This window comes from Myxococcales bacterium (assembly GCA_023898405.1).
Lineage (GTDB): Bacteria > Myxococcota > UBA727 > UBA727 > JABDBI01.
Genome location: CP060221.1, coordinates 646,001 through 660,360 on the forward strand (window position 1 = coordinate 646,001; position 14,360 = coordinate 660,360).

7 protein-coding genes are annotated in these 14,360 nt (G+C 41.0%); 1 reads left to right on the plus strand and 6 read right to left on the minus strand.

Annotated features, from left to right (window positions below):
* Positions 1 to 16 precede the first annotated feature (16 nt).
* Together H6731_02970 and H6731_02975 are read right to left on the minus strand one after the other, a co-directional pair.
* Entirely contained in the window at positions 17 to 2,617 is a 2,601-nt protein-coding gene (locus tag H6731_02970; GenBank protein ID USN51385.1) for a hypothetical protein, read from the minus strand.
* Positions 2,618 to 2,922: 305 nt separating this feature from the next.
* Positions 2,923 to 3,780: a 2,3,4,5-tetrahydropyridine-2,6-dicarboxylate N-succinyltransferase gene (locus H6731_02975; protein ID USN51386.1), complete on the minus strand. Its 858-nt coding sequence runs from the start codon at positions 3,778 to 3,780 to the stop codon at positions 2,923 to 2,925.
* 414 nt (positions 3,781 to 4,194) lie between these two features.
* On the opposite strand from H6731_02975, the gene H6731_02980 reads away from it, so the two are divergent.
* Complete coding sequence (locus H6731_02980; protein USN51387.1) at positions 4,195 to 5,736, plus strand: NTP/NDP exchange transporter; 1,542 nt, start codon at positions 4,195 to 4,197, stop codon at positions 5,734 to 5,736.
* Positions 5,737 to 6,116: 380 nt separating this feature from the next.
* On the opposite strand, the gene H6731_02985 is transcribed toward H6731_02980, so the two are convergent.
* From H6731_02985 to H6731_03000, 4 genes are all read right to left on the minus strand, one after another.
* The gene (locus tag H6731_02985; GenBank protein USN51388.1) at positions 6,117 to 7,679 is read right to left on the minus strand and encodes a sodium:proton antiporter; all 1,563 of its coding nucleotides are present in this window, start codon (positions 7,677 to 7,679) and stop codon (positions 6,117 to 6,119) included.
* Between the two features lie 307 nt (positions 7,680 to 7,986).
* Entirely contained in the window at positions 7,987 to 9,090 is a 1,104-nt protein-coding gene (gene ychF / locus H6731_02990) for a redox-regulated ATPase YchF (protein USN51389.1), read from the minus strand.
* A 210-nt stretch (positions 9,091 to 9,300) separates the two neighbouring features.
* Positions 9,301 to 9,969 carry an ankyrin repeat domain-containing protein gene (locus H6731_02995; GenBank protein USN51390.1) on the minus strand — a complete coding sequence of 223 codons (669 nt, stop codon included), beginning with the start codon at positions 9,967 to 9,969 and terminating at the stop codon, positions 9,301 to 9,303.
* Between the two features lie 108 nt (positions 9,970 to 10,077).
* Positions 10,078 to 14,322 carry a hypothetical protein gene (locus H6731_03000; GenBank protein ID USN51391.1) on the minus strand — a complete coding sequence of 1,415 codons (4,245 nt, stop codon included), beginning with the start codon at positions 14,320 to 14,322 and terminating at the stop codon, positions 10,078 to 10,080.
* Positions 14,323 to 14,360: the final 38 nt, after the last annotated feature.

Below are 14,360 nucleotides of genomic sequence, written 5' to 3' on the forward strand. Positions count from 1 at the left end.
TCACGTAAATTTCTATTTAATTTTTAAAAAAAACAATATTTGGATCTTTGAAACCTTTTGAGTTTTTATCTAGCATTAGCTCTGGAATATTTAAAATTTCCTGAGTAGGAGTTTTATAAAGCTTTGCAGTCTCTTTATTCAAATTATTTTCTGTATAAAGCACAATTTCTTCAAGAGAATTGTCAGGCAAATGTGAAAGTTCATACAGCTTTTCAATAGCCATATCAAAAGAATATCCTTGCGGCACAAACTCGTCAAAATTTCGCGCTACAACATAGTAAACATCCTTGCTAAAGCCTGCTAGTGAAAACAGGGGAACAATAGTCGTTTGCAGAAAAATTTTCATAAGTAGAGAGTCCGTGACCTGATGAACCCTGTTCCAGGTTAAATAAGTTATAACCCTTGCTTTGCTAATCCCAAAGGATTCTGGAGCGGGCATATCAAAGAAAAGGTTTTTTAGTTTGATTTTATCGGCCAGCGATTTAGCAAGAAAAAACACTTCTCTATTGTTAAGATTAGTTAAATGAAGTTTAAAAATTTTCAGATTGTTCATGCCAGAAACACACGCAATCATGCTCTTTTTCTGCTCAGTGCTTAGTTTTTTATTTGATATTCTAAGTTCTGTCATAATTTCTTGGCTTTTTTGTAGCATAGAGACAATGCCATCAAAAAATCCCCCTGAGCTTTTCATGCTCTCAAAGAGCACAACAGGAGTTTTTATTTTTGCTAAAAATTGAGACAGCTTGCTTTGAGCATCACGCCCTAATCCAAAAATTAAATTCCTGTTTGTAAAAAGAATTTCTAAAAAACTCACGTCAATTCCATCTGGAAGAAAAAGTTCTTCTAGATTGTTGTTTGAAACTTCCAAAATAAAATCATAGTAATCCTTCTCATTCTCGGGCTTGCTCAGCCGAGGATCAAAAAGTGGCTTTATAGAGACTTTAAGAGATCTTACCTGATTTTTTGTTAGGAACTCTTTTAATATTGCTAAATGATTTTGATTATTGATAGGCGGCAGCGTAAGTTCATCGATATCAAGATTTCCTACTCCCTTAAGGTAGTTAAATACTATTTCTGCTTTGCCGAATTCTAAGTCGAGTTTTAGGGTATTAAAGTTGCCCTCGGCACGAGAAGCACTTAAAAATAATAAATCATTCTGATCAAGATATTTGGGCATAAAATCATCTTCAATATGATAACTAAGGTCATTGGGACCTAAGATGTCAAATAAGCGTAAAAACTCTTGTGAAGCTAGACGTTTTTCGTCACTATTTTTTAAACTTTTAAGGTTTAAAATGATCTTTTTCTTTTTGTTTTCATCAAAGAAAATTGAAAAGGATTTTAAGGCCTGCGCAACACCATCTGCTCCAAGTTGTACAAGGCTCTTGCTTACATCAGCCTGAGAGAAAGCTTTGTGGTCAATAAATTCTGGGGTAACGAACTCTACGCGATGCCCATCTCCACCATCCACTACTTCCTGCCATTCTTGATAAGCTCCATCATTATGAAATGCCTTAAGTTGGTAAAACATATCAGAACAAAATTCGATTTTAGTGTGTTTTTGCCCAGAATCTGGAGCGCAAAACTTAATTTTTGTTGGCTTAATAAGAAAACATACAAGCTCTTGGCCATCAGCCTGAGACTCTTTAAAAAGTTCGGGAACTGGTAAATTGTCAAGACATAAAAAATTTCCTTCTTTCTTTTGCCCTTGATAAAAAACTTGCTCGCCTTCTTTCTGCGAAACAAGTATAAAAGCATTTTTAGCATTAATAGGGGATGATTTTTTCTTGAACATATAACAGCACCCACCAAACTCTTGCCCCTTTTCGTACAAAAGTTGTCCTGCCATTTTAGAGCTATCCACCTCATACTGTGCATATTCTTGTTTATCTAGAAAAACGCCGTTTATTTCAGCCCAACGAGCATACTCATCGCTTTCAGCGTAAGTAGCCAAATATAGTGGGTGAAGTTTTAAGTTAAGGTCACAGTAAGAAGCGCCTTTAATCCTTTTTTTTGAGAGGCACTGGTGATTAAATCGATACGCCTCTTGTTGAGCCCAATATTCTCTTTTGGTGTTTTCGAGACCAATGAGAAAAACCAATACAGTTTGATTGGATTTTTTATCAAAAATGCTTTCAAAACCCATGATTTTTAAAAACATTGTTCGATAAATTTTTAGCTTTGGCACCCATTGATCATTAATTTGTTCTTGTTCGTGGTTCCAGATGATTTTTTGTTTGGCCTCAATGCTTGGGAGCTCATCTTTTATTTGCTCTTTGAAGGTTTTATTACGCTCAAATTGCAGTTGGCAGTTTTTAGTTTTAAAGGGGAAAAATTTCAAGCTAGAACTTAGAGTAGCAGAGTTTTCGTCACTCCACTTAAAGCATATAGCTACATTATGACCTGAACGTTTTTCGACTTCAGCAATGCTGAACTCAAACTGTTCTTCATCACAAACAAACTTTTCATTATTATGAGAACATTTAGAACCGTTTATTTCTAGACAAATTTGCTGTGCTTCATCGCCATCAAGATCGTACGTTACAATATCAAATATAGAAAAAGAAAAACAATTAACTGGAAACAAAAAAAAGATTAAAATATTTTTTTTAAACATAAAAAACCACCAACAAAAAATCACCATCTTTTTATACAATAAAAAATCAATGTCAATGTTTAATACAGCTTCCTAGAAAGTATTTAAAAAAGTTTAGGACTATTTTTGTTGGCCTGATAAAGCATTTTTGGCAGATAATGGCAGCACTTCTAACATTTGGGAGCGAAAAACGGTACGGTGATGTAAAGAAAAAGTTGAAAGGCTTCTTAATAAATTTTTGAACGATTCCGCAGCGCACGCGAGGACTTAGTGAAAAAATTTATTAAGAAGCCTTTCAACTTTTTCTGGACACGACCAAACCTTTCCTAGCTAAAATTGTCTCTTAAAAAATCTTCCAATTTAATCTTGCTATCGGTTTTTTCATCGCGATATTTGATGATAAGTGGCGCAGCAACTGACAAGCCCTCTTGAGCAGCATAGGAATTTTTTAATGCTCGTGTTCCCATGACCACAACAGCCCTTGGAGGAATGCTCAAAATTCCATTGGCATTATCTGCTGCAGTAATGCAACTTTCATTGACCAAATCATAAATCTTAAGACTTTTAGTAAGCACAACTCCCGCACCGATCACAGCGCCACTTCCGACCCTTGTGCCTTCATAAATCCCACTATTCCCACCGATCAAACAATCATCTTCGATAATTACAGGCATAGCCCCGATAGGCTCTAGTACTCCACCGATTTGTGATCCTGCAGAAATATGAACGCGATTTCCTACCTGTGCACAAGATCCCACCAAAGCGTGAGAATCGATCATAGTGTCATCGCCCACATACGCTCCAATGTTTATGTAAGCTGGCGGCATAACAATGACATTGTTTCCTAAATATGAACCTCGGCGCACGCTTGATCCAAAGGGTACAATGCGTACAGAGTCATCAGCAGTAAAAGTGCGTGGCCATAGATTATTTTTATCAACAAAGCTCATCGCCCCCATAGTGATCGCTTCTTTTTGGCCGACACGAAAACCAAGCAAAATACTTTTCTTCACTCGTTCATCAACATGCCAAGCATCATCTTTTTTATATGCACAACGAATAACACCGCTCTCAAGCCAATCAAAAACTTGGTCAATTTTTTCCCTGAGAGCTAAATGGCAAACTGAGGTATTATCATGGGCTATAGCGAGCTCTGATAAAATTTTTTCACAAGAGTCAGTCATCTTCTTTTGAACCAAAATAATTGTTTCACCCTCGCGTCATGACAGTTTTTTTGGCCCATGCCAATTTCTTTTTTAGAAAAAATTTTTTAGTAAAAAATGTGGCAAGCTGGATTTTTATTTATTTTCAAGCTGTTAGCCAGCTCTCCTCCAGAACTTTTTCATAACAACGCCGAAGAACTGTGCATGAAGGAGCATGTTCATGAAAGATTATTTTTTCAATTTTAAAAGAAATATGGAGAAAAATGTAACAAGACACTTTTTACTTTTCCTCCAAGAGCCCGGTGTAAAACCCATTTCTTATGTATTATCAGAAGGTTGTGAAAAGTTTAAAGAAGTTTGCACTCCACTCTTTTCAAAACAAATAATTGAAGTATACATGTAAGCAGTGAATAAAAATTTTTTAAAGGCTAATAAATGTCTCACCAGCATTCTTTTGGTAGTGGTTTTTTTCGCAAAACTCTTTGGCCCATTTTTCCCAATGAAGTTAAACGCGTAGTCTCTCAGGCATTGTTACTTTTTTTAGTTTGCTTCGATTACAGCATGCTTCGTTGTATGAAGGACACGGTGGTAATAACCGCTTCTTCAGCGGCCGTGATTCCCTTCATCAAGGTGTGGATGTTGCTTCCCATGGCCATTCTTTTCACCTTTTTATACGTTAAGTTTTCCAACAAATTTTCTGAAACGGTAGTGTTTCCCTCAATTATTTCGGCCTTTCTGGCCTTTTTTTTGGTCTTTGCTTTTGTACTTTACCCCAACAATGAAAGCCTTCATCTCATTACAATTCCTAATTTTTTAAGAGAAATTCTCCCGCAGGGTTTATCTGGTTTGATCGCCATGATCGAATACTGGAGCTTCACACTTTTTTATGTGATTGCCGAGCTGTGGAGCAATATTGTTTTATCCATTCTCACCTGGGGTTTTATCAACAGCACTACCAGCATGAAAGAAGCTCCTCGCTTCTATGCAGTTTTAAGTGTTGCTTCTAACGTGGCTGCTATAGCTGCTGGTTTGTGCGCAAACTTAATAGTATCTGGCCCGCTTAAAAATAACTGGGAGCTCAGCCAAAAATACATGGTGTTGATCATCAGCATCAGCGGCATCGTCATCATGTTTTTATATAACTGGCTGCAAAAAACGGTCTACAAAAATAACAGTTCTGTAGCCCTTGGCAAAGTTAATAAAGAAAAGTTTTCTTTAACACAAAGCTTTATTGAGATAAAAAACTCTAAGCATTTACGCTACTTAGCAATTATTGTTGTTTCTTACTTTTTTGTTATCAATACAGTTGAGGTTATCTGGAAGGACCAAGTTCGTCTGGCTTACCCTTCTCCTGCTGAGTTTAATTACTACATGAACATAGTTACCACCTTAATCGGCATCATCAGCACTGTTTTGGGGGTTTTTGTGGCAACTCTGATCAATAAGTTTGGCTGGACTAAAACCGCTCTTCTCACTCCATTGGTATTACTGCTAACAAGCTCACTATTTTTTGGCTTCATCGTATTTGGGCATGAGCTCGTAGGAATTACCAGCATTCTAGGCACAACTCCACTTATGATTGCAGTAGTTTTGGGAGCCTTTCAAAACTGTGTAAGCAAAGGCACTAAATACTCCATCTTTGATGCCACCAAAGAAATGGCATTCGTGCCCCTTTCTCGTCTATCAAAATTGCGTGGAAAAGCCGCCATCGACGGTATTATCTCGCGCTTAGGAAAAAGTGGAGCGAGCTTTGCCCTACAGGCTATGATCCTCTGCTTTGGCAGCCTTACCGCATGTACACCTTACATTGGTTTTTTCATGGTCTTGGTGTTGATCAACTGGTTTGGCTCCACCAAATTACTTGGAAAGATTATAGATCAATCACTTCAACAAGAAGGTATTCTCTCAGATGAGGAAGGTTCTGGCGAGAAAGTATTTGCTAAGCGCCCCCTAGAACTGGCAACAGCTCCTAAATGAAACTATGGCAATGAAGCATCATTGCCAATAAAATCCCCAGAGCATTTGCTCTCTCTGTGCGACGAGTCAAAAATCAACACGAACCTATTGCAAAATTTTTATAAGATTTTTTCTTCCAATAATGGATTGTAATAAGGTAATTAGCCTGAGTTTTGCTTAAGTGATTAAGATTGTATTCAGGCTAAAAGAGTAAGTATTGCCTTTTATCTAGATCCCAGCCTACGCGGGGATGACAAATAATCGTAAACAAAAAGGCTTGGTTAAACAGTCTCTAGGTACAAAGGTGATATGCTTGTGTCCAGAAAACGTTGAAAGGCTTCTTAATAAATTTTTTCACTAAGTCCTCGCGTGCGCTGCGGAAACATCCAAAAAAAATTCTACTAACTCGGCCGAACTTTTATTAAGTCATTTAAATCATCTTCACTGATAAGATGGTTATCAAAAGATTTTCTGAACGAATCTTCTTCTACTTCGGCAAGCTTATCTTCAATATAACGAATGCGTTCTTCTTTTGCTCTGATAAACTCTGGCTCATTTTCGCGCTCTTTAAGCTCAGCCAGTATCATCTGTCTTTCATCATGCAGGCGTTGCGCGATGTTAGAGCTTTCATGAACGCCTTCTTCCATAGCCATGGTTGCATAGACTTTTTGCTGCGCTGAGATAGCACGCAAACGCGCCAAGGCCCGAGTCATAAACGCCATGGCTTCTGATCTAAATTCAACAAGTCCTAAAGCTCTCACCAAAGGTCCCATGGTAGAACCTTGCACCAGTACCGAAAGCACCACCACACCAAAAGTCATAGCGATCAAATCATCTTTTCCGGCAATGCTATCGGGAATGGACAAAACCAACACCATGGAAAGACTTCCCCTCAAACCTCCCCACCAGATAGCGGTAGCACTTTTGACGGTCATGGGTTGTCCCATTCTGGTAAGCAAACCTAAAGGCAAAAAGACACTGATGGCACGCGATGCAAGCACTGCTAAAAAGGCAAAAAGAATAAGCTCGGCATGATTGAGCAAAAATACAACGTTGACCTTAAGACCGATCAACAAAAATACAATGCTCGATACAAAAAATGAAAGATAACGCCAAAAGCTCACTACAGCCATACGGCTTGCGGGCTCAACACCGCTTTTTTTACCCATGTTGGCCAAAAATAATCCCGCAGCAACAGTAGCTAGTACGCCTGATGCATGCAAGGAAACCGCAATGAGGTATGAACCGTAAGCAGCAACCGTAGTGATAGCAATGGTGATGAGGGGATCCTTGGCAAAAGGTACAATAAAGTTGGCAAATGCACCCACCACAGCGCCGATCAAAATTCCAAATAAAGCTTCGGTAACAAAGAGCATGGCACCATCTTGCCAGCTAAATACTCCCGAAGTGATAGCGGTAAGCACTACTGTGTACATGACAATGGCTGTACCATCGTTAAAAAGACTCTCTCCTTCTAGCACAACGGCAAGCTTACGCTTTACGCCTAACTGTCTAAACAAAGCGATAACAGCAATGGGATCGGTTGCAGCAATGATCGTACCAAAGAGCAGGTAATGCATGAAGGTCATGCCTGACTGAATGCGAAAGGTAGAAATTTCTATCAATAGCACCGCAGCCGTAGCTAAGGCCGTCAATATCACTCCAGGGGCTGCAAGCGTAGCAATGGTGGGAGCAAATTTTTTCAATTCATAAAAAGGAAAGTGAATCGCTGCTTCAAACAAAAGCACCGGCAAAAAGACTCCGATCAACAGATCTTGCGATAACTCAATATTGGGAATGATACCGATCGATGCCAAAGCAATACCAAAAAGCATCAGCAAAACGGTGTAGGGCAATCGAACCCGGTGAGAAATAATACCGACAACGGTAGCCACAACCACCAAGGCCACCATAGGCTCGATCAGTGAAGATTGCGAAGAAGCGCTTGTGCTCACATGATCCATGTTAATACTCTTAGAAAAATATACTAAAAACACTCCAAATACGTCTCAATCCTGAGGATATTTGGCACCATCCCGCACTGCCTTACTTTTAAGTGAGTATGTTTTTAATGATTGCCTTTTTTGACTTTAATTTTTGAACCAATTCCCACACATTTGTTTTGTTTCTTGCGCACAATCATAAAAAATTTTGGCCACATCCACGCTCAACTACCAAGGCAGCATGCCACAAATCAGCATAACCGACTGCTGAGTTAGGCACAAATAGATTAGATCATGGGTAGGCTCGCACAAGTGGTATCAATGCATTTTATACATTAAATCTAAAGTGCATAACGTCTCCATCCTGTACAACATAATCCTTGCCTTCAGTTCTCACTTTTCCTGCGGCCTTGGCTTTGGCCTCGCCACCAAATTTTATAAAGTCATCAATAGCGATTACTTCGGCCCGAATAAAGCCTCGCTCAAAATCGCTGTGAATTACACCAGCAGCTTGGGGCGCTTTGCTTCCCACTTCAAAAGTCCAAGCTCTAACCTCTTTGACCCCAGCAGTAAAATAGGTTGCCAAACCCAACAAGGCATAGGCTTTTTTGATCACTCTTTCTAAACCAGCCGATTCAAGCCCTAAATCAGTCAAAAATGATGTTCTGTCTTCCTCGCTTAAATCCTTAAGCTCTTCTTCAATCTTGGCGCAAATACTCACTACTTCGTCTCCGCGCTTTTGAGCAAAAGCCCTCAATGCTTCTACATGCTTATTATCTTGATGGAGCCCTTCTTCAGAAACATTAGCAATAAACAAGGTGGGCTTGCTCGTGATCATGTGCAGTTCGTTGTATGCAGTCAAAAGATCTTCGTCTTGCTGATCAAAAACAAAAGTACGGGCAAGATTTCCAGCACTGAGGTGAGCAAAAAGCGATTCCAAAAAAGGGCTTAGTTTTTTAGCCAATTTATCTGGACCACGGGCATTTTTTTGTGCTTTATGCAGCTGTTTTTCTACCGAATCCATATCTTTTAGTACAAGCTCAGTCTCGATTATTTCTACGTCATGAAGAGGATCAATCTTTCCTTCCACATGAACAACATTTTGGTTTTCAAAACAGCGCACCATGTGGCAAATAGCATTGGCTTCTCTGATATGGCTTAGAAACTTATTACCTAAACCCTCGCCTTGAGATGCGCCTTTTACCAGACCTGCTATATCCACAAAAGAAACCACAGCAGGAACGCATCGCTCAGGTTCAACAATTTTTGCTAACTCATCCAAGCGCTCATCGGGCACACTCACCACACCAACATTGGGATCGATGGTGCAAAAGGGATAGTTTGCTGCTTCAGCTTTTGCGGCAGTTAAACAATTAAAAAGGGTGCTCTTACCAACATTAGGCAGACCGACAATGCCGCAGGTTAAACTCATAATACGACTCCAAAAAAATATGACTTTTCATAATGCGAATAACGCCCAGCCGCAAGAGAAGTGGCAATTTTTAGGCTCAAGATTTTGATTGGCCTCTCTTGTCACCCCCGCCTGCGCGGGGATGACAGAAGAGAACTCATATTTTTATCGTTCATAGCTGCATGGGGAAGGCAGAAGTGCAACTATTTCAAAACAGTCTTTGGCTAAAACTCACCCATTATTGATGCTGTAGCGTGTATCGATTGGGGGCGGCAGGGTAATTGGAATAACATCTTTGCTCATCAGCCTATCGCTATACAAGCTTTCTGAATGTCTTTGAAAAATTCTTTTTATTTCATCAAGTTGCATGTCCCAAGCCAACATGTAGGCAGTCTTTTGATTGTTATCTTTAAGACCCAGATCAATTGAGCCCACTATGCCGTCATAGCTCAGCAAAAGCTCCACCATGGAAGCATGATTTGCCAGGACTGCCCCGTGAAGCGCGCATCTTCCATGTTTATCCTGCGTATTTAAGCCCTTTATCACCTTGCCTTCGCTCAGTAAAAATTTAACTGCGGCTTTATTGCCAGTATGGGCAGCTAGCATAAGAGGTGTCTGCTGATAATCATTCAAGGCATTAAGATCAGCTTTGGCCATATATTTAAGCATATAAAATACATTTAGGTTTTTGGATATTGAAGCAAAAAAATGCATAGCATTAAAGCCAAAATTATCGACACATTGACCAGCTTTTTTACCGTATTTATAACTAAGCATTAAAACCTTGCTTTCATCATTATTTTCTATAGCTGAAAAAAGTTCTCTACACAGTGAATCAGCCCTACTAGTGGCTGAAATAAAGCTGATGCTGAGCATAAAAAAAACTATGTATGAGCTCATGGATCGATCCTTTGTCTTAGTTTTCGTTCAGATAACAAAAAAGTTGCCAACACAGCAATAAAAAAGCCCCTGTTTTACCAGAGGCTGTGAGTAATTAAGACTTAGGGTTTATAGGTGAGAGTTCCAGAACAGAGCATTTCCTTCAGGTCCAGTCAATTCACTCGCCTTAAACCACACGTAATCACTTGCTTCGACAGGAATTCCTTGCAATTTAACATCATTAGGATTGTACTTGTACTCTTGCGAACCAAGTTGCTCAGGCCCATTGTTTACTGCAACTTTTTTCAAAGTAATGCGAGAAGCGTCGAGTTTGATCACCTTAAACTTACGTGCCACACCATTAATATTACTATCAACATTACTACTATTATTGAGCGACTTTCCATTAACTATAGTTGGAGAAGACTTGAAAAACTCCGTAAGCAAGCTGCGCTTAGCCGGATTATCGAGGCCCACATTATCAGCCGCCGTCATAATCGTCTGTAGACGGATGTTACTGTCTTGAGCTCTTGCATTAGCCAGCGCTTGCAAAAGATGGTTTTTCTCAGCATTAGTGAGGGCAAGAGATGTTACGTGATCATAGAGTGTTTGAGCGAGAGCAGACGGTTTGGGATCAAGATCAACAAGCCCAGACTCTGGGGCAGCCAAAGCATTTTTGATCTCAGTGTCCCAAGGGATCATCCAAGGATCAAATAACGGCTCACTACTGACCACTTTTTGCATGTCAGTAATAGTCTTTGGCTGTGGACGAGCATCGTAGATTTCAGTTTTTATTTTCCCTAACATGAAATTTACCCAATCATTTGAAGGATTTATGAGTTTCTCATACTCATTAGCCGCAGTTGTATCGATATAATTCACAATCCTATTATAGGTGGCTTGAGGGATAACTCCTCGATCTTGAAGCACATATGAAACTGCATACTCATTATATCCCTCTGTTTTTTGCCATGCTTCCAGAGCTGCCTTGATCTTATCTGCAATAGCTTGATGGCCTACACCTGTTAGATCCACCACGCCAAGCACACTTTTCACGGCAGCTTCAACAGCAGCATCGCGATTATTTTTTATACGTGGACGTAGTTTTGCTGCATCAAGGATAGACTCAATCAATCGCTCTATTTGTACATTGGTTAAATATGGATCTAATGTGATGACATTGTACGTTCTTACATTAAGACCTGTATCTTCTCCCCTAGTAATCTGTATTAAAGTCCTATCCTGATTAAGCGCATCTTTTACAGCCTGCTTAGTGATGCCAGCATCAATAAAAAGCTGTTCAGCGATATCATCGATGGCCATTTCGCGCCGAGTTTGGCTTGGATAGTCTTTCCAATTGTATTGATCTTTTCCTGTTCCATCGTCCTCAATTATCTTGGCAAACACTTCATCAGCCAAGGCATTGATAGCTTTTACTTTGCCTAAAGGTGCGGCATCTGCTGCATTGGAAAGTAAAAGCAGCAAGCGATTGTTCGGGTCCCCAGGATAGGCTGGAAAAACTTTAAACGCCGGATACTCTGTATCCACAGCGTTCATAATGGCCGTTGTAAAACCCGCATCAGCACCGCCTGCTGCCGTAATAGCTCCATCCCTAGCGGCATTTTTTTGAGGGTTATCATTAATCGCTTGCGCTACAGCTTCTATCACCTGGTTAAGCTGGTCAACACTACGAGCACCACGATTATTTACAATCACATCGTAGACAGCTTGTTCCAAGCCTGATTCAGCTTGCCCAAAGAGCAGTGGATTATCTTGCTGCATAGCATTCTTTAGGGGATCTTTGTTTGAATCAGTTGTCCCTAATCCATCGATGGCTGCATCGCGCTCTGCCTTGTAATCATAATGAGTTGCATAGATTAGCTTGACTGCTGCCAGCAGAGTATTCCAGCCCTCTATAGTATTTCGAATGCCATCATTATAAACCCCATGGTTAGTCCGAAGAGGATTTACTCCAGTAAAAAGTGCGTAGGTGTTATTACCAAGCGCCTGTTGAGCTTCAAGCAATGGCTTATCCTGCTGCATGGCAACTTTTATGGCTGTTTTTGTGTCAGCAGAAGCCCCCCCCATCAAAGCATCGACAGCTGCATCGCGCAGCGCCTTGGTAGTGTGAGCAGCATTATCGTAGATAGCTGTTACATCATTCAAAAGAGTATTGATCGTAGCGATAAGACCAGCATTGGCTGGATTATCAGCAAGCTCTTGGATAACTGCATAGGCGTGATCACCAAGTGTTGCTGGCTTAGCAGCAAATTCTACCAAAGCGTTATCAGCCTGCATCTGCGCTTTGAGCTGATCCTTTGTGATAGCTGCTATTCCGGCTGGTATATTCAGTGCCTCGATAGCAATATCACGCAGAGCCTTGGTGGTATGGGTAGCATCATTTTTTATGCCAATAACTTGAGTAAGCAAGGTATTGAGATCGGCAATATGTGCGGCATTGGCAGGAACTGCCGCTGCTGCAGTAAAGAGAGCATAAGTTTGGGCTCCTAAGGTGCCTTGATATTCAAGCAATGCTTTGTCCTGCTGCATGGCAACTTTTATGGCTGTTTTTGTGTCAGCAGAAGCCCACCCCAAAGCATCGACCGCAGCATCGCGCAGTACCTTGGTGGTGTGAGCAGCATTGGCGTAGATGGTTGTCACATCATTCAAAAGAGTATTGATCGTAGCGATAAGACCAGCATTGGCTGGATTATCAGCAAGCTCTTGGATAACTGCATAGGCGTGATCACCAAGTGTTGCTGGCTTAGCATCAAATTCTACCAAAGCGTTATCAGCCTGCATCTGCGCCTTGAGCTGATCCTTTGTGATAGCTGCTATTCCGGCTGGTATATTCAGTGCCTCGATATCAATATCACGCAGAGCCTTGGTGTCATGAGCAGCATTATTTCCTATGCCAATAACTTGAGCAAGCAAGGTATTGAGATCGGCAATATGTGCGGCATTGGCAGGATCTGCCGCTGCTGCAGTAAAGAGAGCATAAGTTTGGGCTCCTAAGGTGCCTTGATATTCAAGCAATGCTTTGTCCTGCTGCATGGCAACTTTTATGGCTGTTTTTGTGTCAGCAGAAGCCCCCCCCATCAAAGCATCGACAGCTGCATCGCGCAGCGCCTTGGTAGTGTGAGCAGCATTATCGTAGATAGCTGTTACATCATTCAAAAGAGTATTGATCGTAGCGATAAGACCAGCATTGGCTGGATTATCAGCAAGCCCTTTGATAACTGCGTAGGCCTGATCACCAAGTGCTGCTGGCTTAGCATCAAATTCTACCAAAGCGTTATCATTCTGCATCTGCGCCTTGAGCTGATCCTTTGTGATAACTGCTATTCCGGCTGGTATATTCAGTGCCTCGATAGCAATATCACGCAGAGCCTTGGTGGTATGGGTAGCATCATTTTTTATGCCAATAACTTGAGTAAGCAAGGTATTGAGATCGGCAATATGTGCGGCATTGGCAGGAACTGCCGCTGCTGCAGTAAAGAGAGCATAAGTTTGGGCTCCTAAGGTGCCTTGATATTCAAGCAATGCTTTGTCCTGCTGCATATAATTTTTGATATCAGCAGCAGTAATCCCGCCTATTGTGGTTGGCTGTAGGGCAAGCGCATCGATCGCTTGATCACGGAGCTCTTTGTGAGCATAAGTATTTATATAAATCGGGGTTATTCTGTCCAACAGAGTGTTGAGCTGAGCAATTTTGTCGAGATTAGTAGCTGCTACCACGTTGATTCTATTGTAAGTACGAGCGCCAAGACCTTTAGCATCTCTCAGTCCACTCGGCACACTGAGGTGATTATCTTGTTGCATAGCAGTTTGTACTTGATTGGCATCTATTCCTGCTACAGGAACATGAAGCTCAGCTGCAATTCGTGCATCGCGAGCGGCCTTGGTAGTCAGTGTAGCATCTGTAAAAATAGCAGTTAGCCTTCCAAGCAAGCTGTTGAGCGCTGCAATATGTGCAGCATTGGCAGGAATGAGGGCTGCATCAGCGAAGAGCTTGTAGCTGTTATTGCCAAGTGCACCTTGACTCTCGAGCAATGGCTTATCCTGCTGCATAGCTGCCTTGATCTGCGCAACACTTATGGTGCCTACCGTTGACAGATTAAGTCCATTGATTGCATGTTCACGAGCATTTTTGTTTGGGTGATCAGCTGTAAAAATCGGAGTTATTTTAGACAATACTGAATTGAGTTGGTCTTTTAGACCAGCATTGCTCTTGTACAAGTCATCAAATAATTTGTATGTTTGAGCCCCTAGACCATTGGCTAAAAGCAAGCCTGTCACTGGAACAACTGGCTTATTCTTATCCATCAATTCCTTGATTTTATCCGTACTAATACCGCCGATTGACTTGGGCAAAGCTTGATCGATGGCCGCATCGCGGTCAGCCTTTGAAA